The organism is Marinobacter sp. ANT_B65 (assembly GCF_002407605.1).
GTDB lineage: Bacteria > Pseudomonadota > Gammaproteobacteria > Pseudomonadales > Oleiphilaceae > Marinobacter.
Window position 1 is genome coordinate 1923225 of the sequence record NZ_NXGV01000001.1, and the last position, 20097, is coordinate 1943321.

The following is a 20097-nucleotide window of genomic DNA, read 5'->3' on the forward strand; positions in this document are numbered from 1 at the left end:
TTGTGGTCTACTCCGGTTCAATAACAGTGACGGAATCATCCACATGAATGATTCCGGGGGATTCATGAATTGCGTTCTGGCCGAAAATGACACCATCTGCCGTTTTACGGTAGCCAGAAAGCGTTCTTAAAGGTTGCAGACCGGTATCTTTTATTCCGGTATCCGGGTCAACAGTTGTAAGTACACAGCGGGAGCAAGGCTTTACGATATCAAAGTACTGTGCACCAATCCTGAGTTTGCGCCAACCGTCTTCCTCCCAGGGAGCCAGACCTTCAACAACAATATTGGGCCGGAATCTGCGCATATCCACTGACACCTCAAGGCGCCCGTTCAGTTCCCCGAGCGACTCCAGGCTGGTAATCAGAAAAGGGAAACCATCGGCAAAACCTACACGGCGATATTCTGTTACACGCCCGGCATCAACCCGCCGGAACTCCGAGTCCGGCATATAGACAAAACGCAAGGCTTTACCACAGAAACGACTCAGCGCTTCACTGGCCGAAGACTCTCCGTTCCGGGCCTTCACCCAGTCCCGCCAGACCAGAACGCGCAGTTCGTCATCAGCTGGACTCAATGTGAAATTACCTTCGCCCGGAATATGGATACTGACACGGCCATCTACAAGCGAGGTAGCAATCCTTGCCAGTTCAGGAATGGCTCTCTGTGTAACAAAGTTGCGGTCTTCATCAACAATCATCCAACGCCGGTCACCTTTCGGGCCGAAATCATCCATCTCGAAGAACGGAACCTGAATCCCGGACAAGGACTTGACCGGGTAGATATGAAGCGAGTGAACTTTCACAAGGCGCGTCTCCGGAGTTGCGGGTTAATGTTGACGAGGCGGCCCAGTATAACCAAAAACAAAAAACCCGACCTCTTTCGAGGCCGGGTTTCCGGAATCTGGAGCGGGAAACGAGATTCGAACTCGCGACCCCGACCTTGGCAAGGTCGTGCTCTACCAACTGAGCTATTCCCGCAGTGTTGATTGGCTTGCGCCGACAACGGAAACGTATTCTACGCATTCAGCTCCGTTCGTCAACCTCAATTTGAGACTTTTTTACTGTCCAAAGCGACGAGCCGAACCCAGATAGTCCTTTTCAGCATCCGTGGACAACCGCCCGAGGGCCTGATTTCTGTGGGGGAAGCGACCAAAACGCTCGATAATTTCTTTGTGATCCAGCGCAGACTGCAAGAAGCTTTTCATAAAGCCCTGCAGCATTCCCGATGTTGAAGCCACCAACTGCTCATAACATTCGACGGACAGAGCCTGGTCTTCAAGACGCTCGGCATGCTCCAACGGCATATAGATAAATGCTCGCTGAACCGGGGGTAGAGACATATCGTGGCCTTTGCGCATAGCTTCTTTGCAGAGTCTGTTGGCCAGTTTATCCTGCTCAAAAGCCATAACACTGCCCCGGAATATATTCCTGGAGAACTGATCAAGCAGGATTATCTCCGCAAGACTCCCGCCTGCCGCCTTGCGCCAGTGGTCAAGGCCCTGCTCAGACGCAAACAGAACCATCGAAAGAAACCGTCGCCGTATTTCCTGATCAAACCTCTTGCTTGAACGAAACCAGCGGTTGCGATGAAGGCTGTCAGGCAAGCCGTGTTCATCAAAATCTCCAAACCAGAAATCCAGAATCTCTTTCCAATCGAACATTAGAATACACCCTGTTATCTTGATTATCTGGACAGGCAGAGAATAACGGCCCGGAACTCAAATTACGACAGTCACTTTCAACACCACTATTCAGGAGCGTTAATGAACAGCCGTTGCATTATTCTGTTAGCACATGGCAGCAGCGACAAGCGCTGGTGTGACACCTTTGAAGCCCTTGCAGAGCCAACCCTCAAAGGCATAAGCAACTCCAGAATTGCCTACATGGAACTGGCAGAGCCGTCCCTGGAATCGGTGATTCATGACGGGGTTGCCGCGGGCACCCGTGAATTTACCATCGTCCCCCTGTTTCTGGCAGCCGGGCGCCACCTGCGCAAAGACGTACCGGCCATGATAGAAGAGCTGGAACGGGCCACAGGAGCCAGCGTTCTGCTCACCCCCCCTATCGGAGACAACCCTCTGCTAGGCCTGGCGATCAAGGACATAGTCGCTCATCAACTGGATCAGGGCGACGACCAATAAGGAAAAGAGCCATGAACAAGCGTGTACTGATTACAGGCGGCACGGGATTTATCGGCAACGTACTGTGCCGCGAGTTACTGACAAGAGGCTATAAACTATCAGTACTGAGCCGACAGCCTGCAAGTAAGGTGCAATCAGTGTGCGGCCCGGTAGAGGTCATCACTGATCTTGAGCACCTCAGATCCCACAAGGGCTATAGTGCAGTAATCAATCTTGCAGGCGAAGGCATTGCAGACAAGCGATGGTCTGATGAGCGGAAACAGGTTCTGCGCGATAGCCGCATACGCCTCACCACAACCCTGACAGAGATCATTACCAGCTGGGCACAGTTGCCAGAGGTACTGATTTCCGGTTCAGCCGTTGGTTTTTACGGCGACCAGGGCAGTACAGTGGTAACCGAAGCTACTGCACCTCACGATGAGTTTACCCACCAGTTGTGCAAAGACTGGGAAAACGCAGCCCTTGAGTCAGGCTCACACAATGTACGCGTGTGCCTGTCGAGAACAGGGGTCGTTGTCGGCTCCGGAGGAGGCTTTCTGCAGCGAATGATTGTCCCTTTCAAATTAGGTCTGGGCGGACGTCTTGGGAATGGCCATCAATATATGCCGTGGATTCACCGCAATGATGTTGTTGCAGCACTTATCTGGATGCTGGAAACACCGGAGGCGTCAGGAGCATACAATGTGGTAAGCCCGGCTCCTGTTACAAACAGGGATTTTACAAGCTGCCTGGCAGATGTGCTCAGACGTCCGGCAATATTTCCTGTTCCGGCGCTGATTCTTGAAACTGCTTTTGGAGAAATGTCACGCCTTTTACTCACCGGGCAGCAGGCAATCCCGGCAAGGCTCACAGATTCCGGGTTTGTATTCGAGCTCCCTTCACTGGAGCTGGCGCTTAAAGAGGCTACAGGTTAAAAACAAACTTTTTGAATAAAAGCGTTGACAGGTGGAAGGGGCTTTCTTAATATACGCGCCACCTCGACGAGGCATTGTTTTGAAGCGTTGCGTCCCCTTCGTCTAGTGGCCTAGGACTCCGCCCTTTCACGGCGGCAACAGGGGTTCGAACCCCCTAGGGGACGCCATTTCCGCTTCACAGATTTACAAGCACGGAAATGAAAGTCTACTGTAGTGACAGATGGCCTAGCCGGCCTCTGTCAAGCAGTCTTTCCTCCAGTTTTCAGTTGTTTCTTTTGTTCATCCCCTCCATGGGTCTTCTGATCACGCATTATGAAGATACCCACACCAACAAAGAATACAACCATCAGCAATACAGTTGCGATACCTGCGATAACCACTGCGTCCATATACATAGTTCTGCTCCTGCCCTATATCAAACTTGATTAAGCTCAGGTTACGTTACCGCCTAATATCCATATTGATCTGCGTCAATGGATGACATCACTCGTAAAATTGAATTATTCAGAAAACCTCGAAGCGCGCATGTTTCTCTCCAATTCTCGCGTATTTGCAAGGAATTCGAAGAGCGGGGCTGATATAGTTCGTTAGTGAGAGACTGCCTGCTTTTATCAACCGGCTTGGATGGCTGAAGTTACAAGATGCCAAAACTAACGACGCGTCTTCAACGTTTCCGTACGGGCTCTCCCCTGTCTTTCAGACTGCTTGCCTGGATACTTCTCTTCAGCTCTGCTTTTTCCCTTATAGCCTCTGCTATTCAGATCTATTCCGACTATCGAAAAGATCTTGTCCAGATTGAGGGCCGTATGCAGGTAGTTGAGTCGGGGTATGCATCCAGTCTCACCAGAAGTCTCTGGGCCCTCGATAAAAAACTGCTTCAGACTCAAATGGAGGGCATTCTCAGCCTTCCCGACGTGATTCATATACGACTGGGCATTGAACCCGACTCTGAACTGGTAATGGGTGAGATACCGCGCGGAGCTGACACCCTGTCACACAAGTTCGACCTTGTTTACCTGGGTGAAGGGTCGCTCAAGCTGGGTGAACTCACGGTAACAGCCAGTCTCGAGCGCGTTTACCAGGAGATGAAAGTAAAGGTTGGCATCATATTGGCCACCGAGTTCCTCAAGACTTTTTTCGTATCCATACTGATTATCTTGGTTTTCCAGCATTTCGTTACCCGCCACCTGACGACCATGGCTAACTATGCGAAAGACTTTTCGCTGACGAACCTCAGTACGCCGCTCACCCTCGACCGCCCCGACTCACCCTCACACCGTAATGATGAGATCGGCCGCGTAACCGAAGCATTCAACCAGATGCGTGAACGGCTGAACGATGATATCGAACGCCAGGAACGGGACGCCGCAGAAATCCATAAATTTTCCAAGGCGATTGAGCAAAGCCCCTCTTCCGTTGTCATTTGTGACCGCCAGTGGCGCGTCGAGTTTGCAAACCACAAGTTCACCCAGCTTACCGGTTATAACGCTAAGTCCATCGTCGGCCGGCACCCTGGCGCCTTAAGCGATGACAATCTGGAAAACCGTGACAGTCGCCATCTGTGGCAGTCTATTCGGTTACAGGTTCAGCGGGTTGGTGTCTGGCAGGGCGAGGTCAACAGCGTGCGACGTAACGGGGAGCGGTTCTGGGAACAGCTGATCGTTACACCAATAAAAGACAGTGCCGGCGATACCACGGGCTACCTCATTCTCGGTGAGGATATCAGTATCCGAAAGCGTTACGAGCAGCAGCTGTTGCGGCAGGCAAACTACGACATCCTGACCGGCCTGCCCAACCGGATGCTTGCTCTGGACCGGCTCAAACTGGCCCTGGCTCAGGCCCGGCGCGAGAACTCCATGGTTGGCGTCATGTTTCTGGACCTTGATAACTTCAAGCACATTAACGACACACTGGGCCATGACGCCGGTGATAATCTGCTGATAGAAGCAGCCAGAAGAATCTCCAGCTGCCTGCGCGGAACCAGCACAGTGGCCCGGCTCGGGGGTGATGAATTCCTGGTTATACTTCCGGGCCTTGCCGGCCCCGAATCTTCCTCCCAGGTTGCCGAACGCATTTTGAATACCTTTGCTCCGGCCTACTCCCTGAATGGTCAGGAAGTGTTTGTTACAACCAGCATAGGCATTGCCGTATACCCTACGGATTCTGACAACAGCGGCACCCTTCTGCAGCACGCTGATGCAGCCATGTACCAGGCAAAACACCAGGGGAAGAGCTCCTTTGCGCATTTCACACCGGAAATGTCAGAGATTTCCCACGAGCGCCTGCAAATGGAATCACGTATGCGGCGAGCTCTCGAACTACAGGAGATGGAAATCTACTTTCAGCCAATCGTGGATACAGCTACCGGCAAACTGCAGGGAGCCGAAGCACTATTACGCTGGAATAACCCGGTTATGGGCATGATTATGCCTGACCGCTTTATCCCGCTGGCTGAAGAGACCGGCCTGATTATCCCCATCGGTGAATGGGTTCTTGAACAAGCTTGCCATGCCGCAACCAGCTGGCAAGCGATAGCCGGTCGGGACATCGGCATATCAGTGAACGTCTCCCCGCGCCAGTTCCGCGACCCCGGCTTTACCAATGCAGTCATGCGGGCTCTATCCAACAATGATCTGGCTCCCGAGAGGCTGGAGCTCGAAATCACTGAACGCCTGCTTCTCGACAACTCAATAGAAACAGCAGATATTCTCAGAAACCTGGACCGAGCAGGGGTACGCCTGTCAGTAGATGACTTCGGTACTGGTTACTCCGCCCTCAGCTATCTCAAGAGCTACCCCTTCGATACACTCAAGATCGACAAGTCATTTGTCCAGGATGTGATGAAAGAGCCTGAAGATGCGGCTCTTGTACGTGCCATTATCAATATGGCTCACAGCCTCGGTTTGACCATAATAGCCGAAGGCGTTGAGGACGAGGCTCAGACAGAGTTCCTGAAGCAGGAAGGGTGTGATTGTGCCCAAGGCTATTTTTATAGCCGCCCTCTCCCGGCCATTGAGTTTACTGAGTGGCTGAAAGCTAATCATCGAGTACAAACCTGACATTCGGGGAACTGTGGGAACATGAAACAATCCGTTCTTGTTGTTAACTGTGGCAGTTCATCGCTGAAACTCGCCCTGTTCGACGAAAATGAAAACGAACTTGCATCGGCAAAAGCAGAACGCCTCAACGAGACGGATGCGTTTGCCGGAATTGATGGCGATAACCTCACTATTGCACTCCCGGCCGGCGCCAGTCACAGACAAGCCTTACAGGCACTGGTTACGGCTTTACGTGAAAGGCAATTGATGACCGACGCCCCGGCGTCTGTCGGGCACCGGGTTGTACATGGGGGAGAAACCTTTCGTGAAGCAGTTCTGGTCAACAACAGCGTGATCAAGGGTATCAACCGCTGCGCAGGACTTGCGCCCCTGCATAACCCGGTTAACATTGCAGGAATTGAAGCAACCGGGGAACTGTTTCCAGACACCCCGCAAGTCGCAGTGTTCGATACGGCTTATCATCAGACACTTGCTCCGCGAGCATACCTCTACGCACTTCCTGAAGCTTACTATCGTGACTGGAGCGTGCGTCGGTACGGGTTCCATGGCATAAGCCACTTTTTTATGGCGAATGAGGCCGCCCGCCGGCTTGGGAAAACACCTGCGACAACATCCATTATTTCAGCACACCTGGGTAACGGGTGCAGCATTTGCGCCATTAAAGACGGGCTAAGCGTCGATACAAGCATGGGGCTCACCCCTCTCGAAGGACTGGTCATGGGCACCCGCAGTGGCGATGTTGACCCAGGACTTTTTGAATACCTCAGCACCCAGGGCGTTTCTTTGAAAGAGGTACACAAAGTACTGAATCATGAGAGCGGGCTGCTCGGGATTTCTGGCCAGACCAATGATATGAGAACTCTTTGCGACCTGGCAGATCATGGCCATGAACCTTCAGCCCTCGCCATTGAGATATTTTGCTTTCGTCTGGCGAAATACGTAGGCGCCATGATGGCTTCGCTGAGCCATCTGGATGCACTGGTATTCACAGGTGGTATCGGGGAAAACAGCAGCCGGGTACGGAAAAAAACCCTCAGCCATCTGGGACTGCTTGGATTTAATCTTGATACAGACATGAATGAGCATCACGGTGGATACACTGATGGCAGAATAGACACTGCCGATTCCCGCTTCCCTGTACTGGTTATACCTACCAACGAAGAACTTGTAATCGCCCGCGAGGCCAGGCGTCTGGCCACCAGTATTTAAAGAACTGCCTGCAAATCTATCTGGAACTCACTATGGCCAAAAGCTTGTTTATCGCCCCTACATCCATGAATTCAGGGCTTACGTCGGTTTGTCTGGGCCTGTTACGTGCAATGGAACGTGTGGGAATCAGTGTCGGGTTCTACAAGCCCTTCTGCCACTCGGTTAACCAGGGAGAATCCTTGCATAATGGCGGCAAAGACTCCTCCGTTACCTTTGTGCGCTCACGCAGCCACCTCCAGCCACCCGATCCGATTCCGCTGAAAAAAGCCCAGCAATGGCTTAACCGCGGGAAAGCTGACCTGCTGATGGAAATGGTAGTTGGCGAGTACCAGAAAGTTGCCAGAGACGTCGACGTTGTCGTCATAGAAGGTCTGGTTCCTGACCGTAGTGAGGCATATATAGCACGGCTCAATGTTGAAGTGGCACGAAACCTCGGCTCCGATGTTGTTCTGGTCTGCACTCCGGGCACAAGCAGTGCAACCGAGCTTGACGAAGAGCTGGATTTTTCGGCACGGCTGTTTTCCGACGTATCCGCCCAGGATGTCATTGCAGTTATTCTTAACAAACTCGGCGAACCCGAACGGTCGACCCGTGCTCTAAACAGCAACACGACACAAGCCGGATACGAAGCCGCTGACTATCGTAATGATTGCAGGGTTTTCCGTGACGGTCGCTTCCGTTTACTGGGAGAGATTCCCTGGCAGCCGGATTTGCTTGCGCCCAGGGTGTCCGATATTGCCCGCGAGCTCGATATTCCGGTACTGCACGAAGGTCAGATGTACACCCGCCGGGTTCAGAAGGTCTCAGTATGCGCCCGATCAATCCGTAATATGACGGAAACCCTGAGCCCCGGCACGCTGATGGTTACCCCAGGAGACCGGGAAGACATCATTGTAGCCACTGCAGTCGCAGCTCTGAACGGTGTGCCTCTGGCCGGAATTATGCTGACAGGCGGTCTCATGCCGGATCAGCGTGTTATCGATCTGTGTTCCCGGGCACTGCATACCGGATTACCTGTACTAAGCTCTCATACAAATACCTACGAAACTGCGCACATGCTGGCCAACCTCTCTACCGCCATCCCTACCGACGACCCCGACAGGGTTGAAAAGGCAATGGAGACGGTCGCACCAAATATCGACACCGACTGGCTTCAGGAGCATCTTCGCGTTGAAGTTCAAAGCCGGTTATCTCCCCCGGCGTTCCGTTACCAGCTCTCTGAACGTGCACGTGCTGCCAACAAACGCATCGTGCTTCCTGAGGGCAGCGAACCACGCACTGTTCAGGCGGCTATCATCTGCCACCAGCGTCAACTTGCCCGCTGCGCTCTGATCGGCGATGAAAACGAAATACGCGATGTTGCGACATCCCAGGGCTTCGAACTTCCCGAGGATATCGAGATCATTAATCCGGCCCGAGTGCGCAGGAATTATGTTGCACCTATGGTTGAGCTGCGTAAACACAAAGGACTTACCCCGGATATGGCGGAAGCCATGCTTGAGGACAACGTGGTTATGGGCACCATGATGGTCGCTCTGGATGAAGCCGATGGTCTGGTTTCCGGCGCTATCCACACAACAGCCAATACCGTGCGCCCTGCTCTGCAACTGATCAAGACACACGATAAGGCTCAGGTTGTGTCATCCGTTTTCTTCATGCTGCTGCCTCAGCAGGTTCTGGTCTATGGCGATTGCGCGATCAACCCCGACCCTGACGCAGAAGAGCTTGCGGATATTGCCATACAGAGTGCCGAATCAGCGGAAGCTTTTGGTGTCGAGCCTGTGGTCGCAATGATCAGCTATAGTACCGGGGAGTCTGGCAGCGGGCATGATGTGGAGAAAGTACGGGAAGCAACCAGAATAGCCCGCGAACGCCGCCCGGACCTGCTCATTGACGGCCCTCTGCAATACGATGCGGCGGCCATAGAGAGCGTAGCCAGGAGCAAAGCACCAAAGAGCAAAGTGGCAGGGAAGGCAACTGTGTTCATCTTCCCTGACCTGAATACTGGCAACACCACCTACAAAGCCGTTCAGCGGAGTGCCAATGTTGTGAGCGTCGGGCCTATGCTTCAGGGCCTGAGGAAGCCGGTAAACGACCTGTCGCGGGGTGCCCTGGTAGAAGATATTGTATTTACCATTGCCCTTACAGCCGTACAGGCAAAGCAGGTAGAGGACGCGGGGCTCGCCTGAGCCCACCCCGCGCAATAACCAGACCTGTCAGCGTTTCAGACTTTTCTGACGGGTCTTTTTCACACGGCGCCCTGCTTTAAGATCATTATCCTGTTTGACCTTCTGACGCGGTGTTTTCCGGTCAACCTTATTGGCAAAAGGGTTCTCACTGGAGCGGAACTCAAACCGGATCGGTGAACCGGTAACCTTCAGCACTTTACGAAATGTATTTTCCAGGTAGCGTTTATACGAACCCGGCAAGGCGGCAGTCTGGTTACCATGAACAACAATAACCGGAGGGTTTGAGCCACCCTGGTGGGCATACCGGAGTTTAATCCGTCGCCCGCGAACCAGCGGAGGCTGATGCTGAGCAATCGCATCTTCAAGGATCGCTGTGAGGCGATTGGTTGGCCATTTGGCCATGGCGGATTCATAACAGGCTTCCACCGACTCATACATAACGCCCACACCGGATCCGTGAAGCGCGGATATATAGTGTTTGTCAGCGTAATCGAGGAAGTCCAGCCGGCGTTTTACCTGCTCTTTTACCTTGGCACGGTCTTCCTGATCCATTCCGTCCCATTTATTGACCGCAACCACCAGAGAGCGGCCGGCATCAAGAACAAAACCAATCAGGTGCAGGTCCTGATCAACCAGCCCCTCCCGCGCATCGATAACAAGTATGACTACGTGCGCATCATCAATGGCTTTCAGTGTCTTGATAATCGAAAACTTCTCGACGGCCTCATTAACATTCTTCCGGCGCCGGATACCCGCCGTATCAATCAGGGTGTACTGTTTTTCATGACGCTCATAGGGGATATAAACACTGTCCCGGGTGGTACCAGGCATATCATAAACAACCACCCGGTCTTCTCCCAACATGCGGTTAACCAGGGTTGACTTGCCTACATTGGGACGGCCAACAATGCCGATACGGATACCTGGGTACTGGTCTGCACGATCATCTTCAACCCGGTCTTCTTCTGAAGGCAGTACCACCTCCAGCATCGAACGTACGCCACGGTTATGGGAGGCCGCGACCATAAAAACAGATTCGAATCCAAGGCTGTAGAAGTCAGCAGCGGCGACATCGGGGTCCTGACCATCAGTCTTGTTGACCACCAGGTGGCCCTGCTTGCCTGACCGGCGCAGGTGATCAGCTATAATTTCATCACCGGCCATAAGTCCCGCACGGCCATCAACCAGAAACAGAACAATATCTGCTTCTTCAATAGCCTGCAGGGATTGCCGGGCCATCTCAACATCCAGCCCTTCTTCTATGCCGGTGAGGCCGCCAGTATCTATGACGATAAAGCGCTGATCTTCGTATGTGCCCTCACCATATTTACGATCCCGGGTCAGGCCAGCAAAGTCCGCAACCAGAGCATCGCGGGATCGCGTCATCTGGTTGAATAGTGTCGATTTGCCAACATTAGGCCGACCGACAAGAGCAATTACTGGGGTCATAATAAGTCGCTATAAAGTCGTTTTAGGCTCGGCCTGAAGCAGAGCGTTGAAGGAGTACGGATCAGTTCCGCTCCCTCAGTTTGAATACAGACAGCTTACCGCTGTTCCCGAAAACCATCAGGTTCCCGTCCGCCATCCGCTGTAACGGCACCCGGAGACCATCGCTGTCGTATCGTTCCTGGCCAACGAGACTTCCGTCAACATCGGAAAGCACATGCAGATAACCTTCATAATCGCCAATGACCAGATAATCTTCATAAATGGCTGGCTGGGTCAGCTGGCGCCACGATAATGCATCCTGATTCCAGATTTCCCGGCGATCAGAACCACGATATGCAACGACTTCGCCATTTGCAGAAGACAGGTAAATATTACCGTCCCCAATCATCGGAGCATTCAGGCTGGATGCCTTTCGGCTCCAGATTTCCTGGCCGGTACGGATATCAACCAACGCAAGTTTACCCTGATACCCCACAACCATGATTGCAGAATCAAGAACCAACGGCTGACCAGAGATGTCCACCAAGCGTTCAAGTTCTGTACGCCCCTGCGGCTGTCCTACTTCGTATTGCCATACAGGCTGTCCGGCATCCGCTGACAATGCAATGAGTTTGCCGTTGGAAAACGAGGCAATCACAACGTCGCCACCAACCAGAGGCGCGGCCGCAGCCCGCAGCGAGAGCGCGGGTACCACACCATCATACTGCCAGCGTTTTTCACCTGTGGCTGTATCAAACGCAAGAACCCGGCCATCAGTAGTCTGAGCCACCACTATGGTGCCATTTGACTGCGGAGCTGCAAGCGCTTCCGTAGGCAATGCACTACGCCAGAGTTCACGGCCATCTTCGCGGGATAGCGCAATCAGGTCTGCCTCCCGGGAAACCAGATAAAGCTGTTTCAGGTCACCGCCAACACCGGCAAAAATCCGGTCCTCCAGTTCCCGCTGCCATTGTTGCTTACCGGTCCCGGCATCCAGGGCTAACAGTTTGCCATCAGCAGAAGCTGCATAAACTATGTCACCGGCATTCAGAGGTGAAAGGTAAAGAAACTCTTCATCATGCCCGTCACCTACCGACCTGCTCCAGACCGTTTTAAACTCAATGGTGCTATCCACATCGGGAACAGGAACCGGCTGTTCAAAGGTATCAGTGGTGCTGCACCCGGTAATGCCCAGGGCCGCCGCCAACACTGAAAAAACGCCGGCGCGGACGAGCCTGTTACCAGTCAACCACATCAGGCGTCCTCCCCGACACCAAGATCAGAAAGCTTGAGTTCAAGAATACCACTCCCGCCTTGCTGGCTTTGTTCCCGTGCTGCCAGATAGGCATCACGGGCGCCCTCTTCGTTCCCCTTGGCCAGCAGAATGTCGCCACGTAGCTCAGAGAAAATCGCCGCAAATGCACCTGTAGTCTCAACACTTCCGGCTCCATCTATGGTCGCCAGTGCATCGTCATAATTCTCGGCAGCAAACTGGGCACGGGCTAGCCGGTTACGAACTACCAATGCAAGAGCCTCATGCTCGCCTGTTTTCTCAAGGGCCCACTGGAGCGAATCAATCGCAGCCTCAGCATCGTCTTCCTCAACCAACTGCTGTCGGGCAAGAATCAGGTTGCCGTATACGGCATAGGCACTATCGGTAAAATCCTCACGCAGAGTTGTCGCGATAAAGGCTACGGTATTGCCCGAAGTTTCATCTGCTTCATTGGCAAAGGCATTCAACAGGGTTGCGAACTGATTAGCCGCTTCTGCCCGTTGCTGTTCCTGATGGTTCTGCCATGCCTGCCAACCGAATACAATCGCCAGGGCGGCACCGACGCCAATGAGCAGTGAACTGCCATTACGCTTCCACCAGTCCTTGATCGCTTCTACCTGTTCTTCTTCGGTGCGCAATTCCGCCATGTTGACTCCTGTAATGTGTTTTAACTTTTATGTTCGTTCGAATCAGTTCGTCAGGGCTTTCGCAAGCACCGTTGCCAAATCATTCTGCGCCACACTTCTCTGCTCTTCATCCGAGCGCAACGGTTTGAGACCCACAGTCCCATTCGCCAGCTCGTTCTCCCCCAAAATGACAGCATAGCGGGCGCCACTTCTGTCCGCTTTTTTCATCTGACTCTTGAAGCTGCCACCACCGCAATGGCTGACAACGACCCGATCTTCAAGTTCATTACGCAAGGTCTCGGCAAGTGCCATGGCCGGAGCAACTGCCGCTTCACCCATTGCAGTCACATAAACATCCGCATTGCTGTTGGCTTCTTCCGGAACCAGCCCCAGGGTATCAAGCAGCAGAATAAGGCGCTCAAGCCCCATAGCGAAACCAACAGCACAAGTGGGCTTGCCGCCAAGCTGCTCTACCAGACCGTCATAGCGCCCGCCTGCGCAGATAGTGCCCTGGGCACCAAGGCTATCAGTAACCCACTCAAAAACAGTTTTTCCGTAGTAGTCGAGCCCGCGAACCAAAGCCGGGTTAACGGTATAAGCAATACCAGCCACATCCAGCAGTTTCCTGAGCTGGTCAAAATGCTCACGTGATTCAGCATCAAGATACTCTTCCAGGCGCGGCGCTTCTGTAAGCAGTTTACGTGTGCCCGGATCCTTGGTGTCCAGAATACGTAGTGGATTGGAATCAAGACGCCGCAGGCTGTCTGCGTCCAACTGATCCTTGTACTGTTCCAGGTACTGCACCAGGGCACCCCGAAATTCCTTGCGCGCCGCCGCCGAGCCGATAGAGTTGATTTCCAGCCGTGCATGGGTACCCAGGCCCAACTCCTGCCAGAGCCTGGCAGTGAGAATCAGCAGCTCAGCATCGATATCCGGGCCCTGCATGCCAAAACATTCAACACCGATCTGATGAAACTGACGGTAACGGCCCTTTTGTGGCCGCTCATGCCGGAACATAGGCCCCGTGTACCACAATCTGCGGGTCTGATTGAACAGCAGACCGTGCTCTTCTGCAGCACGCACGCACCCGGCGGTGCCTTCAGGCCGGAGAGTCAGGCTGTCACCATTGCGATCTTCAAAGGTGTACATTTCCTTTTCAACGATATCCGTAACCTCACCGATGGAGCGCCTGAACAGATCAGTCTGCTCCACCACGGGCATCCGGATTTCCTGATAACCATATTGCCGCAAAACCTTGCGCACAGTCGACTCAACAAACTGCCACAGCGGTGTCTGTTCTGGCAGGATATCGTTCATCCCGCGTATTGCCTGAATCTTAGCCAATGTAAACCCTTAGTACTTTCTGGAGAATAATGCCTGAACGAATCAAACGATCACTTGTCTGAGCGCACGATGATGGCGTCTTCCTGCGCTTTACGACGATCGATCTCTTCCCGGATGAGCCGTTCGAGATCATCGGTAAGATTGGCATTATCAAGTTTCTGGTTTGGCTTTCCAGCCCTATAAAACAGGTTCTTCGGGCTACCACCAGTCAGACCGATATCTGCTATTTTAGCTTCACCCGGGCCGTTCACGATGCAGCCAATGATGGCAACGTCCAGCGCATCATTTACATCCTCAAGTCGCACTTCCAGATCATTCATGGTCTGAATAACATCAAAGTTCTGGCGCGAGCAACTTGGGCAGGCAATGAAATTGATACCTCGGCTGCGTAACCTCAGGCTTTTCAGAATATCAAAACCTACCTTGATTTCCTGAACCGGATCCGCAGCCAGAGAAACCCGGATAGTATCGCCAATGCCATCCATCAGCAGCATGCCAAGGCCTATGGATGATTTCACAGTGCCCGACCGGAGCCCGCCTGCTTCAGTGATACCTAGATGCAGTGGCTGCTCAATCTGGGCCGCAATTTTGCGATAGGCGTCTACCGTCATGAAAACTTCTGACGCTTTCAGGCTGACTTTAAAATTCTGAAAATCGTGCCGGTCCAGAATATCAATATGGCGCATAGCCGATTCAACCAGCGCATCAGCAGTCGGTTCGCCGTATTTGCGCTGAAGTTCTTTTTCCAGAGAGCCTGCATTCACACCAATACGGATTGGTATGTTGCGATCGCGTGCAGCACTGATCACAGCGCTTACCCGGTCTTCCCGGCCAATATTGCCAGGATTAATCCGCAGGCAATCTACGCCCAACTCGGCAACCCGAAGGGCGATTTTATGATCAAAGTGAATATCCGCAACAAGAGGCACTGAAACCCGTTCGCGAATTTTCCCGAAGGCGTCGGCCGCTTCCATTGACGGCACAGATACCCTCACAATATCGGCGCCTGCATCCTGTAACGCTGCAACCTGACCGACTGTCGCATCAACATCACACGTATTGGTGTTGGTCATACTTTGCACGGCAATAGGCGCATCACCGCCAACGGGTACATTCCCCACCATGATCTGGCGGGATTTGCGTCTTTTGATCGGGGATTCGTGTTTCATTTGCTAGAGACCAAAATAGATAAATGCACAGTTTTCAGATTGTCAGAGTAAACTCAGACCGATTGTTCACAACCGGAAAATCGCTAATGTCCACAACTTTGCCCTGAAAGCGAATCGCTTTGACGGTATCAACAGCACCAATAACAACTTTCAGCGGCACCTCTCCGGATACCTCAAGTTTATCACCCGCTCTTTTCAGGGAGCTTGCAAGCCTTGCACCGGTGGCGTCCCTCACCTGTACCCAGCAATCGCCGGTAAAATCGATTTCCAGCCTGCCGGCTATGATACCTGACTCGTCACTGACCAGGGGCTGAGCCAGCGCGGGCTCAGTAGATTGAGCGACAACCGGAATCTGATCGCTTTCAATGGGGTTCTGCGGGGCAGCGGCTGCCTCCTCAACTTCAGCTGCAGCGGACTGCTCCATCGAAGTATCTACCGCATCCGGATTTTCCGGGGATGCCGGATCGGCAGCTCCGGCCAGGTCGTTGTCCGGGGAAGCTATTGTAGTTCCAGTGCCGGATTCACGACCTTCACTATTGGTACTTTGCAGAGAGTCAGAAGCAACTGCGGGCTCGTCTTTCACCAAAGACTCGTCCGGCCCAGACAGTGTGGAAACCGGTGCACCGGCTTCTCCGGGGCTGAACCTGGGAATAACGAACATGACAACCAGAGCGCCCACCAGCACAAGGGTTGTGACCAGCAGAAGCAGCTTGCCAATCCTGCGTTTTCTGCGTCTCCGCCGTTCAATATTAACCAGCGGACTCGCTTCCAGTTCGCGCACTTTCTGTTGCCGCAGAGGCTCAAGCTCACGATTCAGATCAGCAATAACTGCATCAGCGTCAAGGCTAACCTGTCTGGCATAGGCCCTTACATAGCCTTTAAGAAAGAGCTCGCTGTCTATCTTCCCGTAATCACCGCTTTCAATTGCCTGAATAATACAACTTCTCAAATGCTGCGCATCAGCAATCTGGGCGACGCTCAATCCATGCCTTTCTCTTGCCGTCTTTAGCTGCTGGCCAACGGTTTCAGTCGACACAGACTGTTGGAGATCATCACTTGTCATTTGAAATCAGCGCCTTGTATTGTTGGTACTCTACTGACTCCGGGTATTGGTTCTTCAACTGCAACACCATACTCGACTCCCGATTTACGTCTCCGAGAAAGCGCGAGATGCGGATACCCGTAAACAGACTCTCAGGGGAATGCTGCAGCCCCTCAGTTCTTTCCAGTCGCAGCAGCAGGCGATCGTAATAACGCGCAGCACCCGCGATATCGCCGGTTTCTACCATCACGCGGGAAAGTGAAAGCAGCGATCGGGCATCACCACGACTTAACTCAACAGCACGACGATAGGAACCAACAGCTTCGTCCTGCTGGCCGAGCCTCTCCTGAGTCATACCAAGATTATAGAAAACAGAGCTGCGGTCTTTGTAATCTGTATCCCTGGAAGCTGCCTGAAACTGGTCGCGAGCTTCTTCGAACCGCCCTTTGGAATAGAGAAATGCACCGTAATACACTCTGGCACGAGTGTATCCGCCATCTTCGGAAATGGCTCTTCTGAAAGACTGCTCTGCGAGTTCCGGATCACCGTCAGAATGGTAGACAAGCCCTTGGGCGGCAAGAGCGGAAGGACTGTTTGGCTCAAGTTCCAGTGCGCGATCCAGGTGCTGCCTGGCCCGCTCGATATTACCCTGGCCAATGTAGGCGGTAGATAGCTGAACATAGTTTTCAACAGCTTTCTGACGATCCGCCTCCCGGGTGAAACGGCTGTCTGTTGTGGTGACGCACCCGGTGATAAAAAGAGCGACCAGCAAGGGCACTACAGCAGTAAAACATCCACTCACCGATTTCATAGCCACAGAATGCGTTCCTCGCAGATTAAACGTTGTAGGTGTCCGCTCAGGGATTCACCTGCTGAACATTAATATATCGCTGACTCCTGCGAGTACGATCTTCAACCTTGCCGACCAACTGGCCACAGGCAGCGTCAATATCATCGCCCCGGGTCGTTCTGATAGTTGCGATATAACCGGCCTCATTCAGCACAGCCTGAAAACGTCGGGTAGCATTCATGCTTGGCCGGCGGAAATCACTTTCAGGGAAAGGATTAAAAGGAATAAGATTGATTTTACAGGGAAGATCCCGCAGCAGTTCCGCAAGTTCTCTGGCGTGCTCAGGCTTGTCATTCATCCCTTCGATGACCGTGTATTCAATGGTCGCCTTTCGCTTTTCCGGCAAGCGGCTGAAATACCGGCGCGTTGCCGCCAGAAGTTCCGCTATCGGGTACTTCTTGTTGAGCGGAACCAGCTTGTTCCTTAACTCATCATTGGGGGCATGCAGCGAAATGGCCAGTGAAACATCCGTAACTTCTGCCAGCCGGTCGATCCCCGGCACAACCCCGGATGTACTCAGGGTAACCCTGCGTTTGGAGATGCCGTAAGCGAGGTCTTCCATCATCAGATTCATGGCATCTACCACATTGTCGAAGTTCAGCAGAGGTTCACCCATGCCCATCATGACAACGTTGGTAATTGGCCTGTCCGGCCCCGGCTCAAAAGGCATGAATGCCTTACGCGCCACCCATACCTGGCCAATAATCTCGGCAGCCGTGAGGTTTCGGTTAAAACCCCGTTTCCCGGTAGAACAAAAGGTGCAGTCAAGGCTGCAGCCAATTTGCGAGGATACGCACAAGGTTCCGCGCTCGCCGTCCGGGATCAGCACAGTTTCGACACTGTTGCCATTATCCATGCGCATGACCCACTTGCGAGTGCCGTCTTTTGACGTTTCGTCATAGACAACTTCCGGGCCGCGAATTTCAGCTACTTCCTTGAGCCTATCCCGCAGGGATTTGCTCACATTGGTCATTTGATCAAAGTCATCCACGCCACGCTGGTGCATCCACTGCAGTATCTGAGTAGCACGAAAACGCTTTTCCCCCAGAGAATCAAAGAAAGCCTCAAGCTTGTCTTTCGGCATCCCCAGCAGGTTGGTTTTCTCAGCGGCCGCTGTCATTTTATAACCTCAATCAGATAACCAATGCGGAGACTGCCGGCGGCAGTCCCCGACCAACAGAATCAACCGCGCGGGCAGATTTCGTTGTCATTGAAAAAATAGGCGATTTCACGCTCAGCTGAAGCAGCAGAGTCAGAACCATGAACCGCGTTCGCATCGATAGATGAAGCGAAATCAGCGCGGATTGTGCCGGCTTCAGCTTCCTTGGGGTTGGTAGCACCCATCAGGTCACGGTTTTTCAGGATGGCGCCTTCGCCTTCCAGAACCTGAACAACAACCGGGCCGGACGTCATAAATGCAACCAGGTCATTAAAGAACGGACGCTCTTTGTGCTCGGCATAGAAACCTTCAGCCTGCTCCTGAGTAAGGTGCATCATGCGTGAGGCAACAATGTTCAGGCCGGCTTTCTCAAAACGGCTGTAGATCTCACCGATCACATTTTTTGCAACTGCATCAGGCTTGATAATGGAAAGCGTGCGCTCGTTAGCCATGGTACTTCTCCTTTAAGGTTCAGGTTATAGAATTCGGGTAAATTTCAGGCCTGCGATTATACGCAGTCGAAGGCCCACTGCCTACCGCACTGCACGAAGACGGGTAACAACATCAACAATTTGCGCACTGGCGAAGGCTATTTCTTCTGCTGTTGTGAAACGCCCCATGGAAAACCGCAAGGCACGATGCGCCAACTCATCGCTCAGCCCGATACCACGGAGCACAAAAGAAGGCTCAACTGCGGCTGAAGCGCATGCAGAACCAGAGGAAACAGCCAGATCCCGCAACCCAAGCATCAGCGACTCTGCGTCTACGCCTTCAAACGACAGGTTAATGATCCCCGGCACACGACAGGCGTCAGAACCGTTAAGGGTCACACCAGGCAAGCCTTTCAGTCCACCCAGAAACGCTGTACGCAAACACTCAAGATGCTGCACATCGTCATCAAGGCAGGCTTCCGCCATGGCAAAGGCCTTACCCATACCGACAATCTGGTGTGTTGGCAGAGTTCCGGAACGCATACCGCGCTCATGGCCACCGCCATGAATCTGAGCCTCTATCCGTACATCGGGCGAGCGCCTCACATAGAGTGCGCCGACACCTTTGGGGCCATATACCTTGTGCCCTGAAAGAGACAACAGATCAACCGGCATGGCAGTCACATCAACAGGTAGCTTGCCAGCCGCCTGGGCTGCATCCACGTGAAACATCACGCCACGACTCCGGAGTTCCGAGCCAATGGCTGCTATATCAGTCACGCAACCCAACTCGTTATTTACAAGCATCAGACTCACCAGAACCGTTTCGGGCCTGAGCGCATCAAACACCTGGTCGGGCTGTATGCGACCATCGCTGCCGGGACTTAGCCAGGTAACATCGACACCCCTGGATTCCAGCCACTTGCAGGTATCTACTACCGCCTTGTGCTCAATAGCCGAAGTTATAACGTGCGCATTGTCACGCCCGGCAACAGCCCCCTTGATCGCAAGGTTATCGGATTCTGTTGCGCCGGAGGTCCAGACAATTTCCCGCGGGTCTGCGTGAATAAGGCTCGCCACCTGGCCCCGGGCCGATTCTACGGCGGCTTCCGCCTGCCAGCCGAACCCGTGGGTGCGCGAGGCAGGGTTGCCAAACAGTCCATCGGGAGTCAGGTATTTGATCATTTCATCAGCGACTGCGGGGTCAACGGGTGTCGTTGCCGCGTAATCGAGGTATACGGGCTTTTTCATAAAATACAGAGAC

Annotated in this window: 18 protein-coding genes and 2 tRNA genes; 6 read left to right on the plus strand and 14 right to left on the minus strand. The window is 53.1% G+C overall.

Features of this window, described 5'->3' with window-relative positions:
* Window positions 1–7 precede the first annotated feature (7 nt).
* The 3 genes from CPA50_RS08825 to CPA50_RS08835 form a co-directional block, all read right to left on the minus strand.
* The gene (locus tag CPA50_RS08825) at window positions 8–802 is read right to left on the minus strand and encodes an MOSC domain-containing protein (RefSeq protein WP_096782023.1); all 795 of its coding nucleotides are present in this window, start codon (window positions 800–802) and stop codon (window positions 8–10) included.
* 99 nt (window positions 803–901) lie between these two features.
* Window positions 902–977, minus strand: a tRNA-Gly gene (locus tag CPA50_RS08830).
* A gap of 80 nt (window positions 978–1057) precedes the next feature.
* A complete protein-coding gene (locus tag CPA50_RS08835; RefSeq protein ID WP_096782024.1) occupies window positions 1058–1660 on the minus strand; it encodes a DUF924 family protein in 603 nt (200 codons plus the stop codon).
* 102 nt (window positions 1661–1762) lie between these two features.
* Between CPA50_RS08835 and CPA50_RS08840 the strand changes: the two genes are divergently transcribed.
* From CPA50_RS08840 to CPA50_RS08850, 3 genes are all read left to right on the plus strand, one after another.
* Window positions 1763–2140: a sirohydrochlorin chelatase gene (locus CPA50_RS08840; RefSeq protein ID WP_096782025.1), complete on the plus strand. Its 378-nt coding sequence runs from the start codon at window positions 1763–1765 to the stop codon at window positions 2138–2140.
* An 11-nt stretch (window positions 2141–2151) separates the two neighbouring features.
* A complete protein-coding gene (locus CPA50_RS08845) occupies window positions 2152–3054 on the plus strand; it encodes a TIGR01777 family oxidoreductase (protein ID WP_096782026.1) in 903 nt (300 codons plus the stop codon).
* A 91-nt stretch (window positions 3055–3145) separates the two neighbouring features.
* A tRNA-Glu gene (locus CPA50_RS08850) sits at window positions 3146–3221 on the plus strand.
* Between the two features lie 72 nt (window positions 3222–3293).
* On the opposite strand, the gene ccoM is transcribed toward CPA50_RS08850, so the two are convergent.
* Window positions 3294–3449, minus strand: coding sequence for a cytochrome c oxidase subunit CcoM (gene ccoM, locus CPA50_RS19910; RefSeq protein ID WP_179397172.1), 156 nt, complete (start codon window positions 3447–3449; stop codon window positions 3294–3296).
* 246 nt (window positions 3450–3695) lie between these two features.
* On the opposite strand from ccoM, the gene CPA50_RS08855 reads away from it, so the two are divergent.
* The 3 genes from CPA50_RS08855 to pta are packed head-to-tail and all read left to right on the plus strand — an operon-like array spanning window position 3696 to window position 9511.
* Window positions 3696–6113 (plus strand): EAL domain-containing protein, encoded by a 2418-nt coding sequence (locus CPA50_RS08855; protein ID WP_096782027.1) that lies wholly within the window; start codon window positions 3696–3698, stop codon window positions 6111–6113.
* Between the two features lie 21 nt (window positions 6114–6134).
* Window positions 6135–7322, plus strand: a complete 1188-nt coding sequence (locus tag CPA50_RS08860) for an acetate/propionate family kinase (protein ID WP_096782028.1) — start codon at window positions 6135–6137, stop codon at window positions 7320–7322.
* Window positions 7323–7354: 32 nt separating this feature from the next.
* The gene (gene pta, locus CPA50_RS08865) at window positions 7355–9511 is read left to right on the plus strand and encodes a phosphate acetyltransferase (RefSeq protein WP_096782029.1); all 2157 of its coding nucleotides are present in this window, start codon (window positions 7355–7357) and stop codon (window positions 9509–9511) included.
* 27 nt (window positions 9512–9538) lie between these two features.
* Here pta and der read toward each other — a convergent pair whose 3' ends face one another.
* From der to CPA50_RS08915, 10 genes are all read right to left on the minus strand, one after another.
* Entirely contained in the window at window positions 9539–10960 is a 1422-nt protein-coding gene (gene der, locus CPA50_RS08870; protein ID WP_096782030.1) for a ribosome biogenesis GTPase Der, read from the minus strand.
* 61 nt (window positions 10961–11021) lie between these two features.
* The gene (bamB, locus tag CPA50_RS08875) at window positions 11022–12194 is read right to left on the minus strand and encodes an outer membrane protein assembly factor BamB (protein WP_096782031.1); all 1173 of its coding nucleotides are present in this window, start codon (window positions 12192–12194) and stop codon (window positions 11022–11024) included.
* Complete coding sequence (locus tag CPA50_RS08880) at window positions 12194–12859, minus strand: YfgM family protein (RefSeq protein WP_096782032.1); 666 nt, start codon at window positions 12857–12859, stop codon at window positions 12194–12196. The genes bamB and CPA50_RS08880 overlap by 1 nt, the downstream gene beginning before the upstream one ends.
* 42 nt (window positions 12860–12901) lie before the next feature.
* Window positions 12902–14182: a histidine--tRNA ligase gene (gene hisS / locus CPA50_RS08885; protein ID WP_096782033.1), complete on the minus strand. Its 1281-nt coding sequence runs from the start codon at window positions 14180–14182 to the stop codon at window positions 12902–12904.
* 50 nt (window positions 14183–14232) lie between these two features.
* On the minus strand, window positions 14233–15351 hold the full coding sequence (ispG, locus tag CPA50_RS08890) for a flavodoxin-dependent (E)-4-hydroxy-3-methylbut-2-enyl-diphosphate synthase (RefSeq protein WP_096782034.1): 1119 nt from the start codon (window positions 15349–15351) through the stop codon (window positions 14233–14235).
* Between the two features lie 34 nt (window positions 15352–15385).
* Entirely contained in the window at window positions 15386–16414 is a 1029-nt protein-coding gene (locus CPA50_RS08895; RefSeq protein ID WP_096782035.1) for a RodZ domain-containing protein, read from the minus strand.
* On the minus strand, window positions 16404–17204 hold the full coding sequence (gene pilW, locus CPA50_RS08900; protein WP_096782036.1) for a type IV pilus biogenesis/stability protein PilW: 801 nt from the start codon (window positions 17202–17204) through the stop codon (window positions 16404–16406). Before pilW ends, CPA50_RS08895 begins: the two co-directional genes overlap by 11 nt.
* Window positions 17205–17250: 46 nt before the next feature.
* Window positions 17251–18363: a 23S rRNA (adenine(2503)-C(2))-methyltransferase RlmN gene (gene rlmN / locus CPA50_RS08905; protein WP_096782037.1), complete on the minus strand. Its 1113-nt coding sequence runs from the start codon at window positions 18361–18363 to the stop codon at window positions 17251–17253.
* 62 nt (window positions 18364–18425) lie between these two features.
* The gene (gene ndk / locus CPA50_RS08910; protein WP_096782038.1) at window positions 18426–18854 is read right to left on the minus strand and encodes a nucleoside-diphosphate kinase; all 429 of its coding nucleotides are present in this window, start codon (window positions 18852–18854) and stop codon (window positions 18426–18428) included.
* Window positions 18855–18935: 81 nt separating this feature from the next.
* A complete protein-coding gene (locus tag CPA50_RS08915) occupies window positions 18936–20084 on the minus strand; it encodes an IscS subfamily cysteine desulfurase (RefSeq protein ID WP_096782039.1) in 1149 nt (382 codons plus the stop codon).
* Window positions 20085–20097: the final 13 nt, after the last annotated feature.

What these genes read in the sequence shown, in the direction of transcription:
- bamB (WP_096782031.1), bottom strand. Translation starts at nt 12,194, where the DNA reads ATGTGGTTGACTGGTAACAGGCTCGTCCGCGCCGGCGTTTTTTCAGTG.
- pilW (WP_096782036.1), bottom strand. Translation starts at nt 17,204, where the DNA reads ATGAAATCGGTGAGTGGATGTTTTACTGCTGTAGTGCCCTTGCTGGTC.
- CPA50_RS08880 (WP_096782032.1), bottom strand. Translation starts at nt 12,859, where the DNA reads ATGGCGGAATTGCGCACCGAAGAAGAACAGGTAGAAGCGATCAAGGAC.
- rlmN (WP_096782037.1), bottom strand. Translation starts at nt 18,363, where the DNA reads ATGACAGCGGCCGCTGAGAAAACCAACCTGCTGGGGATGCCGAAAGAC.
- pta (WP_096782029.1), top strand. Translation starts at nt 7,355, where the DNA reads ATGGCCAAAAGCTTGTTTATCGCCCCTACATCCATGAATTCAGGGCTT.
- CPA50_RS08855 (WP_096782027.1), top strand. Translation starts at nt 3,696, where the DNA reads ATGCCAAAACTAACGACGCGTCTTCAACGTTTCCGTACGGGCTCTCCC.
- CPA50_RS08835 (WP_096782024.1), bottom strand. Translation starts at nt 1,660, where the DNA reads ATGTTCGATTGGAAAGAGATTCTGGATTTCTGGTTTGGAGATTTTGAT.
- der (WP_096782030.1), bottom strand. Translation starts at nt 10,960, where the DNA reads ATGACCCCAGTAATTGCTCTTGTCGGTCGGCCTAATGTTGGCAAATCG.
- CPA50_RS08840 (WP_096782025.1), top strand. Translation starts at nt 1,763, where the DNA reads ATGAACAGCCGTTGCATTATTCTGTTAGCACATGGCAGCAGCGACAAG.
- CPA50_RS08895 (WP_096782035.1), bottom strand. Translation starts at nt 16,414, where the DNA reads ATGACAAGTGATGATCTCCAACAGTCTGTGTCGACTGAAACCGTTGGC.
- ndk (WP_096782038.1), bottom strand. Translation starts at nt 18,854, where the DNA reads ATGGCTAACGAGCGCACGCTTTCCATTATCAAGCCTGATGCAGTTGCA.
- ccoM (WP_179397172.1), bottom strand. Translation starts at nt 3,449, where the DNA reads ATGTATATGGACGCAGTGGTTATCGCAGGTATCGCAACTGTATTGCTG.
- CPA50_RS08915 (WP_096782039.1), bottom strand. Translation starts at nt 20,084, where the DNA reads ATGAAAAAGCCCGTATACCTCGATTACGCGGCAACGACACCCGTTGAC.
- CPA50_RS08860 (WP_096782028.1), top strand. Translation starts at nt 6,135, where the DNA reads ATGAAACAATCCGTTCTTGTTGTTAACTGTGGCAGTTCATCGCTGAAA.
- ispG (WP_096782034.1), bottom strand. Translation starts at nt 15,351, where the DNA reads ATGAAACACGAATCCCCGATCAAAAGACGCAAATCCCGCCAGATCATG.
- CPA50_RS08845 (WP_096782026.1), top strand. Translation starts at nt 2,152, where the DNA reads ATGAACAAGCGTGTACTGATTACAGGCGGCACGGGATTTATCGGCAAC.